This is a genomic window from Polaribacter glomeratus (assembly GCF_002954665.1).
Classification (GTDB): domain Bacteria; phylum Bacteroidota; class Bacteroidia; order Flavobacteriales; family Flavobacteriaceae; genus Polaribacter; species Polaribacter glomeratus.
In genome coordinates this window covers 1,565,478-1,583,386 of sequence record NZ_MSCM01000002.1, presented here as the reverse complement: position 1 = coordinate 1,583,386, position 17,909 = coordinate 1,565,478, and the positions used below count along the sequence as shown (strand labels likewise).

Below are 17,909 nucleotides of genomic sequence, written 5' to 3'. Positions count from 1 at the left end.
AAAAGTACAGAATTAATACAGAAATACGTATTTGAGTACGTACATTACGAACTTCTATTAAACATTCTTAACACTCATTAATATTACGGAATAAAAAAATTTAAACCCGTAATAATGGTAGATTTTGAAAGAATGCAACTTGATGTTGCAGAGGCAAAAAAAGACCTCAAAGAATTAAAAGCTTTATTGCTAAATAAAGCAGAAACTACAATTGGAGATGAAACACCAATTAAAATTGATGGAGTTGAAAAACTTACAGGATATAAAAAGCAAACTATTTACGAGTATTGCCGATTTAACAAAATTCCGTACCACAAAAAGAACAATCGTTTATTCTTCTTCAAATCCGAAATTACTGATTGGATAAGACAAGGAAAACAAAAAACGATTACCGAAATTGAAGCTGAAACTGACACCTTTTTTTGTAACAAAGTAAAAAAGTATAACAGCCGCAAAACAAAAACTTCATTAACTAAAACTAAAAAATAGCTATGGAGAATTCAAAAAAATTAGAGGGAGTTGTTGGCGGAACTAATGATGTTGTTAAAAATCAATTTCAAGAAACTGCGGTTGAAGTAAAGATAGCGGAAGGTTTAAGTTTCAACAGCAATCATTACCAAAATGAACTAAAAACCATAAAAGAACTTTTAAAAGAAGCAGAAATAGACCCTTTTTCAGTTATTGAGAAACCACCTACAATTTTAAGTGTTGATGATATTTCATTTGGTACTTTAGGTAATTTTTCTTGTATTACAGGAAAACCAAAGAGTAAAAAAACTTTTTTTTTATCAATGCTAATCGCAGCAGCTTTAGATGTAGATGGTCAATTTCAAAGAATTAAAACAGAAATCGCCAATACTACCATTTTGCATTTTGATACAGAACAAAGTAGGTACCATACTCAAAAAGTTTCAAAAAGAATCATCATATTAATTGGTAATAATCAAATTAGTGAAAAGTATTATAAGTGCTACTGTTTAAGACCCTTTTCTCCAAAAGAAAGAACTGAGATAATTAAAGAAGCCATTTACAATACAAAAGGCGTAAAATTAGTCATTATTGATGGTATTGCAGATCTTATTATTGGCTATAATAATGAAGAAAGCGCTATTAATATCGTTAATGATTTAATGAAGTGGACGGCTGAACTAAATATTCATATTATCACAATTTTACATCAAAATAAAGGCGATAATAATGCAAAAGGACATTTAGGCAGTATTATTTTACAAAAAGCAGAAACAGTTTTATCCGTTGATAAAGATGGAGATATTTCTAATGTTACTCCATCTCACAGTAGAGATAGAGATATTGCACCAATAAGTTTTTCTGTTAACAAAGATGGATTACCTTATTTTGTGGATTTCACAACTAATAGCAACAACAATGATAGTAAAATAAGGCACCCTAGAGATGTTGATAAAGATGTTCATATAACAATCTTAAATGAAGTTTTCAACGGTAAAACAGAACTTTTAAGCACGGATTTTCAACGCTTTTTAAAAGACATTTTAGCAAAACATAGCATTAATATTGGAAATGCAGCAATTAGAGATTGGAAAACTTTTTACGAAAGAGCTAATATGATAATTAAAGAAAACCAGCAGTCACCATTTAAACTTTCAGCGAATATTAGAGTTGGTTAGTTAAACCTATGTGTACGCATATAACCAACCAACCAACTACTATAAAAGAAGTAAGTTAGTTAATTGAACAACTTAACTAACTTACTTATTAAACTAAAAAGAACATTAAAATATGATAAAAAAATCAATACTAAATATCAAGATTAGTGCTTTTGCAAATTATAGAGCAACTGAACCTATAGAAGTTAACTTATTGGATTGGTTAAACTCTAAAGTGCACCGCAAGGAAGTGGAAGAAATTAGAAACACAACAGATGACGCAACAAAAAAAACACTAAAATCTAAACTTCCAGCAATTACACCTAGTGGTTTATTTACTAAAAGAAATTCTCAAAGTCTAATAAAACATTCTGGCTTTATTCAGTTTGACATTGATTTTAAAGATAATCTACATATCACCAACTATTCAGATTTAAAAAATGAAATTAGAAAAATAAAAGAAATAGCTTATTGTGGTTTATCTGTTTCTGGAAATGGTTTTTGGGGGTTGATACCTATAAGTAATCCTACAGAACATACACAACATTTTGAAGCGTTGTATTTAAAGTTTAAATATTTAGGAATACACATAGACGTTAGCTGTAAGGATGTTTCAAGACTTCGCGGTTATTCTTGCGACGATGATGCATATTTTAATCATTCTGCAACAACATTTAATCAAGTATTAAAGCACCAAAAAAAGAAACAAACACGAGCAACATATTTAAAAACTAACGATTCTGAAACCACTAAAAATACCGTTGAAAAATGTATAAATATAATACAAAATAGAGGAATTGATATTACGGGAAACTATCAAACTTGGTTTCCAATTTGTTGCAGTATTGCAAATGAATTTGGAGAAAACGGAAGAGATTATTTTCATATTTTAAGCAGAATGAGCAACATTTACGACGAGCGAAAAACAGAAAACCAATATACTCATTCTATGAAAACAAAATATCCTTACGGCATTGGTACATTTTTTTACTTCTGCAAATTAAATAATGTAACTATTTAATTACTCAAAACATTATTCCTTTTTTAATGCGTTTGCAATAATTGTATTAAATTTATGAAATTATTTTTTAGGTTTTACTTCTTTTGGTTTTAATGAATTATTAGGTTTTAGAGTAGTCCTACCTAAATCAATTTTACCGTTTTTTGTTTTACCTTCTGAGTTTTGCTTTGCCATATATTTTTATTTATTAGATTTATCTTTTGGTTTTATCGGGGGCTTTGGAGTAGTACGACCTTTATTACCTCTTTCTTCTTTTTCTGAAGGTCTAGTGCTTGGTTTCGGCTTATTTTGTTTAACCATTATTATATGCGTTTACTGTAGTGAAAATTAATATAAAAAGTATCCCTAACCCTAATAAGATGATAGATTTAAATTTGATATTGTCTTATTACGCCTATCAATATTATTAATAAGTTCTTCATATGACAAAGTATCGTCTATATTTTGAACAGTTTTTTCATTAAAGCGGCTTGAAAGATAATGGGATAGTAAATTTATAAAAAGTGTGCTAGCAAGCATAAACCAGCCCATCACAATAAGCCAGACACAAATAGATGTGTGAAGAGGACTTATTTTATCAATAAATGTAAGTGTTAAACCTAAACCACCTGCAGCAATAAAAGTAATATACTTTTCAAAGTCATCATCACTTTTACTTTTTTGCTCAAGAATTGACAAACGATATTCTTTCCATTCTTTTATTTCTTCTTCTGATTTTTCCATAACCTAACTATTTTCTACAATTGCAATTTCTTCTACTGTTAAACCATATAACTTATAAACCATTTGGTCTATCTCTTTTTCTAAAATTGAAGTGTCTGCTTTTGAGTTTTCTTGTTTATAAAATAAAGCCTTATCCACTAAATTTATTATAATTTCTTGCTGTTTTAATAAAGCTTTTTTTACTGGAAACTGCCTAAATACTTTCACGCCAATATCTACACCAACACCTCTTTTTTTACCATTTGAATTAAACCAATATTCACCAAGTTTTGAATTAATAATAGCTAAAAGATATTTCAAATCATAGTCTTTATTTTTTTGCCATATTACAGAAAACGAAAAACCTACATAATATTTTTTGTCATCAAAAGTAAAATGTGGTGATTTAAACATCCCTGGACAAATAATTTTTGGAATATCAAAAGGGTTTATTTTAGAACTCCTATCTCTGTGTAAGCCATAAGGAGCGTTGGAAGACGTTATAAATGGGCTTACATTATCTAAATGGTTTTTTAGGTTAGGGTATTTATTTTCTTTAATATCTTCTCTAATATGTTTGTCTGAAAAGATTAAATACTCATCTGTGAAGTTTACACCATACTTTACAACATTATTAGTATTTAGATATGGTTTTAATATAGTAAGTTCACTTTCGTTTAAGTTTAAATTTTCTACCTCACTTTTATTAAGAACAAAAACACCTTCACCGCCGTTAAATTCAGATTCTAATGCGGTTGGAATATTTTTAGCAGCAACTTTATCAGAACTTTCTTGTATGCCAACAGAAGTACTATATAATTCATCTAATTCAATAGTGTCTTTAAATAATTCGTTTGAACTAACATTTAAATTGATAGAGTCGTTATCTACTATTCCTTTATTATTATAGTATGTTACAACCTCATTGTTTATGTCTTTACTAAACTCTTCTGTATTAACTAAAACTAATTTTACTTCATAATCATTATTAACTAATGAATTAAAGTAAGAGTGAATCATATGCTTTCCAGAAACTTCTTCAAAAATGGGGTAATCATCAAAATAAATAATCTCGTTTAAAGTTTTTTCATTAAAAACTCTATTTATAAGTCTTTTAGAGCCATCACTTTTCATCCAATAAGAATTTGTTATGTAAGAAATATATGCAGTTTTGTTAGCTATATTGAAAGCTTGATGTAAAAAGAAATACCATAAATCCATTTTACCTTGAAGGTACTCTTGCCATTTAGGGCTTTTGCGTATTGGCTCAAAAATATCTTTTGCATCCCGTTCTTTAATATAAGGCGGATTACCAATAATAGCGTCAAAACCAATATACCCACCATCTTCTGCTAATACTTCTGGAAATTCAAAGCGCCACTCAAACGCATTGTGATAAATAGCATTGTTTACTATTTCTTCTTTTTCTAAAAATGTTTTTTCTGCTTTGGTCTTTAATTTTTTCAGCGCATCTTTTTCTGTTTTTTTAATTTTTTCGCCAAAGGTTTTTAGGTTTTTTTGTCTTTCTTGTTCGTTAATTAATTTTCCTTGTGCTTCTTCATATTTAACCAAAAAGGATTTATCTAATGTGCTTTTAAAATTATTCTTAACCTCATCGATAATTTGTAAAACTTCTCTTTTACGTTCTTTACTATTGGTTTCTTTGTATTCTAAAACAGCATTTTTGTAGTCTAAAAAAGTGTAATTTATTTCTTTATTTTTAAAAGCATCTTTTAAGTCATCATCTAAATTAAAACGGCTAATTAAAGAGTTGCCACATTTTATATTAATATCTATATTTGGTAGCGTTTGTAGTCTATTCTCTGGTGTGTAATAAGCGTTTTTAAGGAGTTCTATCCATAAACGCAGTCTACATATCTTTACAGAATTTGGGTTAATATCCACCCCAAACAAACAGTTTTCTATAAGTGTTTGCTTTTCGTGAAATAAGGTGTGTTGTATTCTTATGCTTTCTTTATCTTTTGGGTTGTATTCGAATAATAAGCCTTTATAATCAATTACATATAACTCATCATTTACAATTTCTATATCGCAACGCAAAGGCACTCCTTTTGCATCAATTAAAATGCGTAGTTCGTTTTTTACAACAATTAATTCATTTAATGCACTTACTAAAAAGTGACCAGAACCTACTGCTGGGTCACATATTTTTAAACTATTTACAACTGTATTTAAACGCTTTAAATCATCTACTTTAAACAATCTACTACAATAGGATTGTAAGTCTTCAAAGGTTTCTATTTGCGCTTCTTCTTGTTCTTTAAATTTCTGTATTACAGCTCTTCTTATCGTTTCTCTACACATATACATTGTTATGTATGCAGGTGTATAAAAAGAACCTTCTTTGTATCCGTTTATTTTTTCAAAAATTAGACCTAATACAGATGCATTAATTAAAGATTTGGTTTCTAAATTGTCTTCAATACCTTCATTACCATCGGTAGCAAAATCATAGGCATCTAAAAACTGAAAGAGATACTCTAATGTAGGTAATTTGCCTTTTTGCTTTTTACCTGTAGCATCTTTTAAAACAGTACCGCTGTAAATAGCAATGTTATCATTGTTTAATGCAGAAATTTCAAAGGCTTCATTTTCTAAAATACTTCTTTCAAATAACGAACTATTTAAATAGGGTATGTCTTTGTATTTCTCTTTGTATTTTGGATGTCTTTCATCTATTGGTTTTGCCAATGCAGAGAAAAACAAATCGTTTAAATCATCAAAGCCATTTATAAATTTAGCATTTAAAAACTTATATTTTTCATCTTTTTGATGATAGGTTAGTAATTGAGATTCTAGTAGTTTTAAAAACAATATTCTATTTACCCAAGTTAAGCATAATTCTAAACCTGCATTAAAGGCTTTGTCTTTTGGATTAGAAATACTTTTTATGCTAGACAAGTAATCTCTATCTTCTATATGAAATATTGTGTTTTCTAATAATGATGCATAATCTCTTTCTTTTGCTACTTTACGATTGATGACTTTTTTGCCTTTGTCTTTTACCTCTTCTAAACCAATTATATGTAATAACTCGTTATAGAAGGTTTTGTTTAATTGGTTGCTGTCATTACCAAAAGGATGCCCTAGAATATGTACATCAGAAAATATTTTGTACAATGTATTTAAATGACCATCATTTAATTTACTTAAATTGGTTTGCGTAAAATCTAAATAAACAAATGGTAATTGTTCTTCTACTTGAGCAATATATTTTTTTGCTATCTCATTATAAAATAGTTCGTTTTTACTAGTGTCTTTTAAGCCATCTCTAAAGGATTCGTATTCTTTTATTAATGCTTTATTTTTAAAGAAGTAATTGTAAAAATCTTCGCCTTTAAATAAATACCATTCATAGCCATTTGTAGCAATTAAGTGTTTTATGTTGTTGTTGTTATTATCTAATCTTTCTCTTAAATAATACAATAATAGCTCTTGTAATGCTTTCTTGTTAAGGCTGTCTTGTCTTAAAAATTCTGATTTGTTACTTGGTTTTTTTGCTTCTATGATTACACCAACATCTGATTTTGCATTGTTTTCTGTATAGATTGCAAGATCTATTCTGTCTTTTGTATTGATATAATTATCTGCATAAAAAGTAGTATTAAAAAAAGTAGTAAAATGAGATTTTATGTGTTCTTCACTTTCGCCATTATCATCACTTAATTTTACGGCATTTATGCAATCTTGCAACTGAACTATAAAATTGGTAACCTCTTTTCTTAATGGTTTGTGTTTTCTGTATGCAGGATTTAATGCTTTTCTTGTATTAATCTTATTCATAGATAGTACTCTTTACTTTTTCAAGGCTAAAAATAGAATATTATTATTAAAAAACTTAACGTTTAAGATTTTTTTAATTACCATAATATAGAATATTTTGTATTTATATGACAGTAGTTAAAATTTGCTAGGTAAGTTATCCTAGCACCAAACAAGTAACTCAATTGCGTCTGTAAACTTGTTTTTGTGCTTTTCTTTAACCTTGTTGTAATGAAAAGTAATTACCTTTTCTTTTGAAATAGAAATTTTACAAATTTTTGGGAAAGAATTTACTGTGCTTAATATTTGTTTAATTGCATGTTCCATATTTTTAATTTTCAGGAAATCTACAACTAACCGTTTATTAATACGGGTTTCCACATTGCTGTCTATTTTTTACATAAATGATGACTTAGAAAGAGATGCCTGTATTGCAGTATTGCTTGTAATTAGATTGTTTAACCCCATAAGTTTAATTACTAGCAATACTATTTGCAAAAGTGTAACAATACCGAGTATTGCGATATTGGTTACAATTAACTTGCTCAACCCTTGTGGTTTAGTCGCTAGCAATACCACTTGCAATACTCTTTGCAATACTCTTTGCAATACTCTTTGCAATACTCTTTGCAATAAACAGTATTGCTTACAATTAACTTGTTTAACCTTTTAAGTATGGTCGCTAGCAATACTCTTTGCAATAAATAGTATTGCAGTATTGCTTACAATTAACTTGTTTAACCTTTTAAGTGTCGTTGTTCGCAATACCATTTGCAATGCTTATTGCACACTAACGAGCATTGCAGTATTGCTTATAATTAAGATATTTAACCCTTTGTTTTTAGTTGCTAGCAATACCATTAGGAGTGTTCATTGCAATACCAATCAACACCTTTAGCAATACTTATCGAGATCTGTTGATAGCTATTGATTGCCGTTATGAATGTTGCAACTCTTATTTATATTTGTTGGTGTTGTTGCTCTTTCGTAGCCTTTGATTTTTTATTGCAACACTTGTTAGTAGACGTTGCAATGCGCATTAATGAGTTTTGGTAGGCGTTAGTGTTTTATTGTAACACTCGTTGGCGTATGCTGGTAAATTTTAACAAATACCATTCTGATGCAATAGTTGGAGATTTTTTATTGCGGTAACTTCTGGTAGTTATTTCAACAACTATAAATGATAGCCATTAGCCGTTGCAATAAGTATTAAATTTAATCCCGAACATTTTAATTGCCGTTGCGTTCAAAATCTAAATACACTATGCTCCAAAATATTTCTAATTTTAAATATTATGGGCAAATTGCGGGCAAATAAAAAACCAGTAATTTACAAAAACGTTGTAAAGTACTGGTTTTACTGGTGACCATGACTGGATTCAAACCAGTAACCTCTTGAGCCGTAATCAAGTGCGCTATTCAGTTGCGCCACATGGCCTTAAATCGGGTGCAAATATAATAGCATTTTTATTAATAAGGAAATATAGACTCGTTTTTTATTCGTTTATTTTTGCTTTATATGCATTAATGATTGTTTTTGCTTTTTCTACATCAGTATCTAACACATGAACTTCAACAGTATCCATTTGTTCTCCAAAACCTCCTAATCTAGCAGATTCAAATCTATCCTTTATAATGTAACTTATATCTTCTGTATCCAATAAGTTTTTTACGCCATTTACAATAATATTAGATCCGGTAAATAGTTTCGTATGTTCTGTTGTCATAATTTTATATTTTAATTAAGTGAGTTTATTGTTACAAAAGCTCTCCAACCAATAATGATCAATTGAAATTTAGTTGCTTTAGAAATGTCTAACTTTTGTTTTGTATAAGACGGCAAAATAGCTTTATTAACTCTAGCTAAGATTTTAAAAATCTGTAATTTCATTTTTTTCTTTGTTACATTATCAAATCTAATGAAAATAAACAACAAATCGGTTTTTGTAAAAAGTCTTATCAAACTTACTTAAATAAAACGACAAGTATACTGTCAGTAATTATTTTACAGCAATTACTATCATCATAAATAGTTTGTATATAAGATTAATTTCACAATTACTTTTTCAATATATACCAACTGCATTACTCCTACCTAAGTTTTCTGTCCAAGTTATTCAATTTAATTTTATACAAAATAATAGAATATTGTTATGATAAGAAACCACTAAACCTACAATTACATTACAATGTATAACCATTACACTACTTATCATTAAAATTATAAGATAGCAAAGCATAGATTTTATCGTTTTTAAAAAAACAAATTAGAAATGATCATTTTTTATAGTCTCAAAAGGACTTTTTTTATTTAAGTTTTCTATAAAGCGCTAAAAATGTATCTTCGCGATAAATTAAAATAGATGAATTTTTTACTAATAATTGGGGGTTTAGTTTTATTGATTTTAGGTGGTAACTGGCTCTTAAAATCAGCTGTTGCTTTATCTTTAAAGTTAGAAATTCCTAAAATTATTATTGGAATGACGGTAGTTTCATTTGCTACTTCGGCTCCAGAACTTATTGTTAGTATAAATGCTGCTTTAAATGGCTCGTCAGATTTAGCTTTAGGTAACGTAATTGGCTCTAATATTGCAAATTTAGGTTTGGTATTAGGTATTACGCTACTTTTTGGATCTATGTATATTACAAAAGGTTTTTATAAAGTTGATTGGCCAATAATGATGATTGCCTCTGCACTACTCTATTTATTTTTATCAACAGGTAAAGTAATTGAACAATATGAAGGAATAATTCTATTTTCTTTACTAATCGTGTTTTTAATTTATCTTTTAAAATTTCAGAAAACAGCAGTTATAGACGAATTACCAGAAGACGATGTACCCTTGCCACTCTATAAAACTGTTTTATTTTTTGTTTTAGGAGGTTTAGGTCTTTATGGCGGATCAGAATTATTAATAAAAGGAGCTACTGCTCTAGCACTACAATACGGTGTTACAGAGCGCGTTATTGCTGTTACAGTTGTTTCTATTGGTACAAGTATACCTGAATTAACAGCATCTATTATTGCCGTACTTAGAAAGGAAAAGGCTATTTCTTTAGGGAATTTAATAGGTTCAAATATCTTTAATATTTTTGCGGTTATAGGTATTACGTCTATAATTACACCAATTTCTATTACTGATGAAAGACTTTTAACGAACGATATATTTTGGATGCTTGGAATTTCGTTTATTCTTTTACCGCTAGTTTTTCTTAAAGAAAAATTAAGTTTAGGATGGAAAGAAGGCTTGTTGTTAATACTAGCTTATTGTGTTTTTATTTATCAAACAATATAAAAGAACAGCTTTTTTCTAGGTTGATAAATGCACCCTTTTTCTTTATTTTACATAATAAGAAACAGTATAGAAGTCTATTCTTATTGATTTTAATGCAATTTATTAATATAATAGCTACTACCTTTTCTTTATCTATTTTTGATTACTAAAATAAAGTGCATAAAATAATTGAAAGTTGTATTTTTATCAAAAGTAATTAAAAGGATGAAATTCAAGAAAAGACTTTTTTATGCAACTATTATACTAATATTACTTTTTGTCACAGATATTTTTATATCCACAGGATTTTTTAGATCTATAGAAAACAAATTTGATGGAGAAGTAATTCAGAAAATAAATATTGCAGGCGCCGAAGATATTACCGTCAGTAAAATAGATAGTTTTGCTATAATTTCAGCTACCAAAAGAAACAAATTACCTAATAGTAGCCAAGAATCGGGCGGTTTATATTTTATGGATTTAAAAGGTGACAGCTACAAACCTGTTCTTCTAACCAAGGATTTTACAAAACCTTTTGCACCTCACGGAATTTCTATATTTCAAAAAGAAGGTGCAACTACAATTGCTGCGATTAATCATACTATTAATGGCGAATTTATTGAGATCTTCTCCTTAGTTGATAAACAATTAATACACAAAAAAACATTAAAAGACGACCAAATACATAGTCCTAATGATATTGTTTTACTCGACGAAAATCAATTTTATTTTACAAATGATCACAAATACAAAAACGGCGTTCAGCGTTTAGCAGAAGATTATTTAGGTCTTTCAGTTTCTAATGTTATGTATTTTGATGGCAAAAACTACACAGAGGTAGCCAACGGAATTGCCTATGCAAATGGCATAAATTTAGATACTAAGCGGAATTTAGTTTTTGTGGCTTCACCTAGAAAATTTTTAGTAAAAGTGTATCTGAAAAATAAAGATAACACGCTAACTTTTATAGAAGATATTGATTGTAAAACAGGTGTCGATAATATTGAAATTGATAAAAATAATGATTTATGGATTGGTGCTCATCCTAATTTATTGCAATTTGCTTCGTATGCAAAAGGTAACAAAAAAATAGCGCCATCAGAAATCATCAAAATAAAATACACCAAAAAAGGAGATTATAAAATTAACCAAGTTTTTATGGATAACGGCGCTAAAATGTCTGGCTCAACTGTTGCTGCACCTTTTAGTAACATCATTTTAGCAGGCAATGTCATGGACAATTATTTTCTGGTTTTAAAAAGAAATTCCAACTAATTATATACTTTAGCAACTATGAAAAAAATCATGTTACTTTTCTGTTTATTATTAATTGCATCTTGCAACTCGCAAGACAAACGCCCCTTAATGGGTGATACTGAATATCAACAAGAATTAAATGCAAGTTATAAAGACGCATCAAAATCACCTTTAAAAACCAAAGATTTAAAAAATTTCAAAGGTTTAGATTTTTATAAGGTAGATTCTACTTTTATAGTAACTGCAAAATTGACAAAAATAGCAAATGCGCCAACGTTTGAAATGGCAACAACTACCGACAGAAAACCTTTGTATAAAGAGTATGGAATCTTAAATTTTACCTTAAAAAATAAAGATTTTGAACTAACAATTTACCAAAGTCAAGATGACTTAAGTGACGCAAAATACAAAGACTATCTCTTTTTACCTTTTACTGATGATACTTCTGGCGAAGACTCTTACGGAGGCGGCCGTTATATGGACGTAATGATAACTGATGAAAATCCTGACGGTACCATAAAACTTAACTTTAACAACACCTACAACCCTTATTGTGCCTACAATGAAAAATACTCTTGCCCTTTAACACCAAGAAAAAATCATTTAGATATTGAAATTAAAGCGGGCGTAAAAGTTTTTAAAAAACATTAATTTTTGAAGTTTTTCCCTACTTTTTTCTATAGAATTTTTTCGCTGTTCACCTAAAAAAAAACCAAAAACGAAATAAATCTAACTTATAAAAAAAATCAACAGTTTTCAAACGGTTTCAATTAGTATTAAGCTTAACTTAAAAATCAGTTTAGATTATAACTGTTCGTTTCTAGAATAGTTAAATTCATATTAAAACCAACATTATTAGTAAATAAGCTTAATCCTGATTTAAATTTTAAGCAATAAAACTCACTATTTAATATTTAAACCAGGCTTTTAGACTTCAACTAAAAAAAACAATAATTAACTTGTAAAAAAGTTAAGAATTTAAAGAGATTTCTCCAGCTAAATCTAGCTCAATTGCAACTGCTAAAGCTTCTAAATGTGGTTTTCTAACTCTTAGTTTTGTTGCCGCATGTGCTTTTTTATTAAGTTTTGCAAACATTTCTGCCACTTTAATTGCTGTTGGTAACAGCTGATCTTCAGGCACAATTACATCTAAAAAACCAGCGGTAAGTGCATCTTTAGAACTAAAAATCTCTGCATTATTTACACTTCTATTTATATAAACTTCAGAAAGTCTAGACTTTGCGATGGCAATCCCAGCATTGTGCATCGTCATACCGATCATCACTTCGTTTAAACCAATTTTATAATCGCCTTCTACTCCTATTCTATAATCTGCAGACAATAATAAAAAAGCACCTTTTGCAATTGCATGACCATTACAAGCAATAATAATTGGCTTGGAGAAAGACAACATTCTTAGTGATAATTTTGACCCTTTTGTAACTAATTCTTTTGCAGATTCCGGTGATTTCGTCATCACTTTTAAATCAAATCCTCCAGAAAAAATGCCAGTAGTTCCTGTTAAAATAACAATCTTATCTTCTTGTTCGGCTTTGTCTAAGCTTGCATTTAAACCCGCTATAACTTCATGAGAAATTGCATTTGCTTTCCCGTTATTTATGGTAATAATTGTGTAATTTTCTTCTGATTGATATGCTACAAATTCGTTCATTATTTTTGTTTTAAAACTGGAAACAATTTACAATAAAATTTTAAAAAGCAACATCTTTAGGTGTAAAATGATACTTTAAAATACAGATACTCTTTATTTTTATTTGTTTAAATTTGCCTTTCTCAAATTAAAAAATTTGCACTACTTTAATATATGAGAATCTAAAAAATATGGATAAAATTAAAAGATTCTTTCTTTCTTTTAAACAAAGCTCTTCTTTGTTTTTTCTGTTAAAATGGACATTTATTTGTTTACTAATAGGTGCATTTACAGGCAGTGCATCTGCTGTTTTTTTATGGACTTTAGAATGGGCAACAAATTATAGAGAAGCTAATCTGTGGATTATTGCATTATTACCAATTGGTGGTTTTATCATTGGCTTATCCTATCATTTATATGGGGAAAGCGTTGTAAAAGGAAACAATTTATTGCTAGAAGAATTTCATTCTCCTAAAAAAATAATACCCTTTAAAATGGCTCCTTTAGTCTTTTTAGGAACTATTCTTACACATTTATTTGGTGGTTCTGCAGGTCGGGAAGGAACTGCAGTGCAAATTGGTGGTGCAATTGCAGACCAGTTTACTAAAATTTTTAAACTTTCTAATTTAGATAGAAAAATTATATTGGTTGCAGGTATAAGTGCGGGTTTTTCATCCGTTTTTGGAACACCTTTAGCTGGTGCTATTTTTGCGCTCGAAGTTATGGTTATTGGCCGAATAAAATTTGATGCTATTATACCAAGCTTTTTAGCGGCTATTTTTGCAACCTATTTTTGTGATATTTGGCAAATTTCTCATCACACCCATTATACTATTTCATCCGTTTCAGAATTAACACTAACAACCATTTTATGGTCTTTATTAGCGGGTATTATTTTTGGATTGGTAAGTATGCTGTTTTCAAAATCTACACACTTTTGGGGTAATTTATTTAAAAAATATATAAAGTATCCTCCTCTTCGACCTTTAATTGGCGGCGCTGTTTTAGCACTTGTTGTTTATTTTATGGGCACTACAAAATACATAGGTCTTGGTGTGCCAACAATTGTTGATGCTTTTAATATTGATTTGAATTCTTATGATTTTTTATTAAAAATAATATTCACCTCATTCACTTTAGGCGCCGGATTTAAAGGAGGCGAAGTAACGCCTTTGTTCTTTATAGGCGCAACTTTAGGAAATGTGTTAATTTGGTTTATTCCATTACCAATGGGTTTATTAGCAGGAATGGGATTTGTTGCTGTTTTTGCAGGAGCAACAAACACGCCAATAGCATGTACTATAATGGGTATAGAATTATTTGGAATTGAATCTGGAGTTTTTATTGCACTAGCCTGCACAACGTCCTATTTATTTTCTGGTCATTCTGGTATTTATACGTCTCAAACTATTGGAAGTCCAAAACATTTATCTTTTAACAGTGAAAAAGGACTATCTCTAACAGAAATTGAAAATAAAAGGAATAAAAAGTAAAAAAATTACAATTCTAAATCTTCTGCATCGTTCCAATTTTTTTTGCCTACTACGGTACCTTTGTTTAAAATGATAATTCCTGGATTTGCTCTAATCATCGTTTTTAAAGTTGTTTCATCACAAAATAAAAACTCAAAAGGCAACTCAAATTTTCTTTTTGTCAACTCTATAATATCAGAAAAAGAAGCCGAAACGCCATAAACCTTGTACCCTTTTTTAATAGCTTGATCTGCAATTATCTTAATTTCTGGAAAACCTTCAAATTCTGATTTATTCAAATTAGATGCGATTACCAACATCACTTTTTCCATTTTTAGAATTTCTGGAGCTAAATCATTTTGAGTATCTTCTAGCATAAAGTCATGAACAGGCGGTATTTTTCCGTCATCCTTATATTTCATTCCTTCAGAAATATTTTTACCAATTGCATAAGCTCTAAAATCTATAATTGGTAAATGTGCCAATACATAATAGGTAATAAAACAAGATATAGCTAAAGACCAAAACACAAATTTACCTGGCAACCAGGTTGTTGTAATTGGCTTAATTAAAGTGGTTTTATAACTTAAAAAGAGTATCAAAATTGTTAAAATAACATCTTTAAAGAAAGTTTCCCATGGTTCTAATTTAATCGCATCGCCAAAACAGCCACAATCTGTAACCTTATTATAGTAGGCAGAATAAAAAGTTAAAAACAAAAAGAAAAGAATCATTGCCGTTAAACTTCTTACGGTTAATTTAGATTTGTAACCTACTAAAAGTGCAACACCTAAAACGATCTCTGCTATAATTAAAAAAATTACAAATGGAAGTGCATACGGAACTAAAAACTCCATATTTAAAACACCCTCAGAAAAATATTCTTCAAATTTATATTGAGAACCAATTGGATCTACAAGCTTTACAAAGCCCGAAAATATAAATAAAACTCCTACTAATACTCTTGCTATTTGAACCAAGATAAATGTAAATGTGATCTGAGCTTTTCTCATAAAAAATAGTATTTATTTTAACGAATAGTGTCTGTAAAAACTTTTATTTTTTAAGTAAAAACTAATTACCCCAAATGAATCATTGCAAAAACAGCATAATTAATCATGTCTTGGTAATTAGCATCAATACCTTCCGAAACTAAGGTTTTACCTTTATTATCTTCAATTTGTTTAACGCGTAATAATTTTTGTAAAATCAAATCTGTTAAAGATGAAATTCTCATTTCTCTCCAAACTTCGCCATAATCATGATTTTTATTCATCATCAATTCCTTGGCAATTTTACTGTGTTTATCATATAAAATAGTAGCTTCTTCAGTTGATAAATCCGGAGTTTCTACAACTCCTTTTTCTAATTGAATTAACGCCATTATAGAATAATTTATGATCCCAATAAATTCAGACTTCTCACCTTCATCAACCATTCTCACTTCATTTTCTTGCAACTGCCGCGTTCTCTGTGCTTTTATAAATATCTGATCTGTTAAAGATGGTAAACGTAAAATACGCCACGCGCTGCCGTAATCAGACATTTTTTTTATAAATAAACTTCTGCAATCTTCAATTACAGCATCATATTGTTTTGATGTATCTTGCATTTTTGGAAAAAAAGTATTTCTTCAAAAATAGTAAAACTTAAACGTAATTCCTTTATTTTTACTGTGAATTTATCAATTATACAAATGAATAAAATTGTCGTTTTTTGTGGCTCAAGTTTGGGTTTTAATCCTATTTACAAAGAAGCTGCCATTGAGCTTGGAAACTATTTTGCAAACAACACTATTGGTTTAGTGTATGGTGGCGGAAAAATTGGAATGATGGGCATTCTTTCTGATACAATTCTTGCTAAAGAAGGCGAAGTTATTGGGGTAATTCCTAAATTATTAGAAAAAGAAGAAGTTGTTCACGCCGGAGTTGAAGAAATGATAGTTTGTAAAAAAATGAGTGAGCGTAAGGTAATTATGAGCAAATTAGTAGATGGTTACATTACACTTCCTGGTGGTTTTGGCACATTAGATGAACTTTTTGAAGCCCTAACTTTAAACCAATTACAAATAGAACAAAAACCTGTTGGGCTCTTAAATGTAAATGGTTTTTTTGATGCTACTTTATTACAATTAAATAAAATGGTAGAAGAAGGATATATTAAACCTCAAAATCTAAAATTGTTAATCGTAGCAAATACTGTTACTGAATTAATGAATAAAATGAACAGCTACCAAGCACCTAAATTAAGTCATGTAATTAATAAAGTTGTACGTTAAATGACGATAAATTGTAAAGGAAACTTAGTAGATTTATCATCACCAAAAGTGATGGGAATTTTAAATATTACACCTGATTCTTTTTTTGATGGAGGAAAATTTCAAAACAAAAAAGAGATTCTTTTACAAACAGAAAAAATGCTTTTTGAAGGTGCCACTTTTATCGACGTTGGCGCATACTCTTCTAGACCAGGTGCTCAACACATTTCGGAAACCGAAGAACTTAAAAGAATTGTTCCGGTTATAGAATTGCTGATAAAAAAATTTCCTGAAATTATTATTTCTGTAGATACTTTTAGAAGCAAAATAGCTAAAGAAACCGTCAATGCTGGCGCCGCAATTATCAATGATATTTCTGGCGGAAAAATGGATGCAAAAATGTTTGAAACGGTTGCAGACTTGCAAGTTCCTTATATTTTAATGCATATGTTAGGTACGCCACAAAAGATGCAGCAAAACCCTGTTTATAAAGATGTGATTCAAGAAATTATTTTATTTTTTGCTGAGCAAATTTTTAAACTTCATCAACTAAAATTAAATGATATTATTATTGATATGGGTTTTGGATTTGGAAAAACTACACAACACAATTTTGAAATTTTAAAGAATTTATCGCTTTTTAAAAGTTTAGATGCACCAATTTTAGCAGGAATTTCTCGTAAATCTATGCTCTATAAAACCTTAGGTATTAATGCGCAACAGGCTCTAAACGCAACTACATCAGCAAATACAATAGCACTTTTAAACGGTGCAAGTATTTTAAGAGTTCACGATGTAAAAGAAGCTATTGAAGCAGTTAAAATTGTGGAGCAACTTAATTAATTTTGTACTTTTACATAAAATCA

Annotated in this window: 17 protein-coding genes and 1 tRNA gene; 9 read left to right on the top strand and 9 right to left on the bottom strand. The window is 29.2% G+C overall.

What is annotated here, in order from left to right:
* Positions 1–114 precede the first annotated feature (114 nt).
* The 3 genes from BTO16_RS17035 (at position 115) to BTO16_RS17025 (ending at position 2,646) form a co-directional block, all read left to right on the top strand.
* The gene (locus BTO16_RS17035) at positions 115–489 is read left to right on the top strand and encodes a helix-turn-helix domain-containing protein (protein ID WP_105022839.1); all 375 of its coding nucleotides are present in this window, start codon (positions 115–117) and stop codon (positions 487–489) included.
* 2 nt (positions 490–491) lie between these two features.
* On the top strand, positions 492–1,646 hold the full coding sequence (locus tag BTO16_RS17030) for an AAA family ATPase (RefSeq protein ID WP_105022838.1): 1,155 nt from the start codon (positions 492–494) through the stop codon (positions 1,644–1,646).
* Positions 1,647–1,758: 112 nt separating this feature from the next.
* Positions 1,759–2,646: a BT4734/BF3469 family protein gene (locus BTO16_RS17025; protein ID WP_105022837.1), complete on the top strand. Its 888-nt coding sequence runs from the start codon at positions 1,759–1,761 to the stop codon at positions 2,644–2,646.
* 351 nt (positions 2,647–2,997) lie between these two features.
* On the opposite strand, the gene BTO16_RS17020 is transcribed toward BTO16_RS17025, so the two are convergent.
* The 6 genes from BTO16_RS17020 to BTO16_RS16995 form a co-directional block, all read right to left on the bottom strand.
* On the bottom strand, positions 2,998–3,369 hold the full coding sequence (locus BTO16_RS17020) for a hypothetical protein (protein ID WP_105022836.1): 372 nt from the start codon (positions 3,367–3,369) through the stop codon (positions 2,998–3,000).
* A 3-nt stretch (positions 3,370–3,372) separates the two neighbouring features.
* Positions 3,373–7,152 carry a type IIG restriction enzyme/methyltransferase gene (locus BTO16_RS17015; protein WP_105022835.1) on the bottom strand — a complete coding sequence of 1,260 codons (3,780 nt, stop codon included), beginning with the start codon at positions 7,150–7,152 and terminating at the stop codon, positions 3,373–3,375.
* A gap of 141 nt (positions 7,153–7,293) precedes the next feature.
* Positions 7,294–7,458, bottom strand: coding sequence for a hypothetical protein (locus tag BTO16_RS17695; protein ID WP_170064483.1), 165 nt, complete (start codon positions 7,456–7,458; stop codon positions 7,294–7,296).
* Between the two features lie 1,034 nt (positions 7,459–8,492).
* Positions 8,493–8,569, bottom strand: a tRNA-Arg gene (locus BTO16_RS17005).
* A 58-nt stretch (positions 8,570–8,627) separates the two neighbouring features.
* Positions 8,628–8,858 carry a putative signal transducing protein gene (locus tag BTO16_RS17000; protein WP_105022833.1) on the bottom strand — a complete coding sequence of 77 codons (231 nt, stop codon included), beginning with the start codon at positions 8,856–8,858 and terminating at the stop codon, positions 8,628–8,630.
* 11 nt (positions 8,859–8,869) lie between these two features.
* Positions 8,870–9,022, bottom strand: a complete 153-nt coding sequence (locus tag BTO16_RS16995) for an SsrA-binding protein (RefSeq protein ID WP_105022832.1) — start codon at positions 9,020–9,022, stop codon at positions 8,870–8,872.
* A 472-nt stretch (positions 9,023–9,494) separates the two neighbouring features.
* Between BTO16_RS16995 and BTO16_RS16990 the strand changes: the two genes are divergently transcribed.
* The 3 genes from BTO16_RS16990 (at position 9,495) to BTO16_RS16980 (ending at position 12,314) form a co-directional block, all read left to right on the top strand.
* Positions 9,495–10,427, top strand: coding sequence for a calcium/sodium antiporter (locus tag BTO16_RS16990; RefSeq protein WP_105022831.1), 933 nt, complete (start codon positions 9,495–9,497; stop codon positions 10,425–10,427).
* A gap of 204 nt (positions 10,428–10,631) precedes the next feature.
* The gene (locus BTO16_RS16985; RefSeq protein WP_105022830.1) at positions 10,632–11,681 is read left to right on the top strand and encodes an SMP-30/gluconolactonase/LRE family protein; all 1,050 of its coding nucleotides are present in this window, start codon (positions 10,632–10,634) and stop codon (positions 11,679–11,681) included.
* An 18-nt stretch (positions 11,682–11,699) separates the two neighbouring features.
* Positions 11,700–12,314 (top strand): DUF1684 domain-containing protein, encoded by a 615-nt coding sequence (locus BTO16_RS16980; protein WP_105022829.1) that lies wholly within the window; start codon positions 11,700–11,702, stop codon positions 12,312–12,314.
* Between the two features lie 319 nt (positions 12,315–12,633).
* Here the strand turns inward: BTO16_RS16980 and BTO16_RS16975 are convergent, their stop codons facing one another.
* Positions 12,634–13,335 carry a crotonase/enoyl-CoA hydratase family protein gene (locus BTO16_RS16975; RefSeq protein WP_105022828.1) on the bottom strand — a complete coding sequence of 234 codons (702 nt, stop codon included), beginning with the start codon at positions 13,333–13,335 and terminating at the stop codon, positions 12,634–12,636.
* 170 nt (positions 13,336–13,505) lie between these two features.
* On the opposite strand from BTO16_RS16975, the gene BTO16_RS16970 reads away from it, so the two are divergent.
* Entirely contained in the window at positions 13,506–14,807 is a 1,302-nt protein-coding gene (locus BTO16_RS16970) for a voltage-gated chloride channel family protein (RefSeq protein ID WP_105022827.1), read from the top strand.
* 5 nt (positions 14,808–14,812) lie between these two features.
* Here BTO16_RS16970 and BTO16_RS16965 read toward each other — a convergent pair whose 3' ends face one another.
* Positions 14,813–15,799 carry a DoxX family protein gene (locus BTO16_RS16965; protein ID WP_105022826.1) on the bottom strand — a complete coding sequence of 329 codons (987 nt, stop codon included), beginning with the start codon at positions 15,797–15,799 and terminating at the stop codon, positions 14,813–14,815.
* A 65-nt stretch (positions 15,800–15,864) separates the two neighbouring features.
* Positions 15,865–16,398, bottom strand: a complete 534-nt coding sequence (locus BTO16_RS16960) for a DUF1599 domain-containing protein (RefSeq protein WP_105022825.1) — start codon at positions 16,396–16,398, stop codon at positions 15,865–15,867.
* A gap of 84 nt (positions 16,399–16,482) precedes the next feature.
* On the opposite strand from BTO16_RS16960, the gene BTO16_RS16955 reads away from it, so the two are divergent.
* Together BTO16_RS16955 and folP are read left to right on the top strand one after the other, a co-directional pair.
* Positions 16,483–17,064, top strand: coding sequence for an LOG family protein (locus tag BTO16_RS16955; protein WP_105022824.1), 582 nt, complete (start codon positions 16,483–16,485; stop codon positions 17,062–17,064).
* Positions 17,065–17,886, top strand: coding sequence for a dihydropteroate synthase (gene folP, locus BTO16_RS16950; protein ID WP_105022823.1), 822 nt, complete (start codon positions 17,065–17,067; stop codon positions 17,884–17,886).
* Positions 17,887–17,909: the final 23 nt, after the last annotated feature.

What these genes read in the sequence shown, in the direction of transcription:
- BTO16_RS17035 (WP_105022839.1), top strand. Translation starts at nt 115, where the DNA reads ATGGTAGATTTTGAAAGAATGCAACTTGATGTTGCAGAGGCAAAAAAA.
- BTO16_RS17030 (WP_105022838.1), top strand. Translation starts at nt 492, where the DNA reads ATGGAGAATTCAAAAAAATTAGAGGGAGTTGTTGGCGGAACTAATGAT.
- BTO16_RS17025 (WP_105022837.1), top strand. Translation starts at nt 1,759, where the DNA reads ATGATAAAAAAATCAATACTAAATATCAAGATTAGTGCTTTTGCAAAT.
- BTO16_RS17020 (WP_105022836.1), bottom strand. Translation starts at nt 3,369, where the DNA reads ATGGAAAAATCAGAAGAAGAAATAAAAGAATGGAAAGAATATCGTTTG.
- BTO16_RS17015 (WP_105022835.1), bottom strand. Translation starts at nt 7,152, where the DNA reads ATGAATAAGATTAATACAAGAAAAGCATTAAATCCTGCATACAGAAAA.
- BTO16_RS17695 (WP_170064483.1), bottom strand. Translation starts at nt 7,458, where the DNA reads ATGGAACATGCAATTAAACAAATATTAAGCACAGTAAATTCTTTCCCA.
- BTO16_RS17000 (WP_105022833.1), bottom strand. Translation starts at nt 8,858, where the DNA reads ATGACAACAGAACATACGAAACTATTTACCGGATCTAATATTATTGTA.
- BTO16_RS16995 (WP_105022832.1), bottom strand. Translation starts at nt 9,022, where the DNA reads ATGAAATTACAGATTTTTAAAATCTTAGCTAGAGTTAATAAAGCTATT.
- BTO16_RS16990 (WP_105022831.1), top strand. Translation starts at nt 9,495, where the DNA reads ATGAATTTTTTACTAATAATTGGGGGTTTAGTTTTATTGATTTTAGGT.
- BTO16_RS16985 (WP_105022830.1), top strand. Translation starts at nt 10,632, where the DNA reads ATGAAATTCAAGAAAAGACTTTTTTATGCAACTATTATACTAATATTA.
- BTO16_RS16980 (WP_105022829.1), top strand. Translation starts at nt 11,700, where the DNA reads ATGAAAAAAATCATGTTACTTTTCTGTTTATTATTAATTGCATCTTGC.
- BTO16_RS16975 (WP_105022828.1), bottom strand. Translation starts at nt 13,335, where the DNA reads ATGAACGAATTTGTAGCATATCAATCAGAAGAAAATTACACAATTATT.
- BTO16_RS16970 (WP_105022827.1), top strand. Translation starts at nt 13,506, where the DNA reads ATGGATAAAATTAAAAGATTCTTTCTTTCTTTTAAACAAAGCTCTTCT.
- BTO16_RS16965 (WP_105022826.1), bottom strand. Translation starts at nt 15,799, where the DNA reads ATGAGAAAAGCTCAGATCACATTTACATTTATCTTGGTTCAAATAGCA.
- BTO16_RS16960 (WP_105022825.1), bottom strand. Translation starts at nt 16,398, where the DNA reads ATGCAAGATACATCAAAACAATATGATGCTGTAATTGAAGATTGCAGA.
- BTO16_RS16955 (WP_105022824.1), top strand. Translation starts at nt 16,483, where the DNA reads ATGAATAAAATTGTCGTTTTTTGTGGCTCAAGTTTGGGTTTTAATCCT.
- folP (WP_105022823.1), top strand. Translation starts at nt 17,065, where the DNA reads ATGACGATAAATTGTAAAGGAAACTTAGTAGATTTATCATCACCAAAA.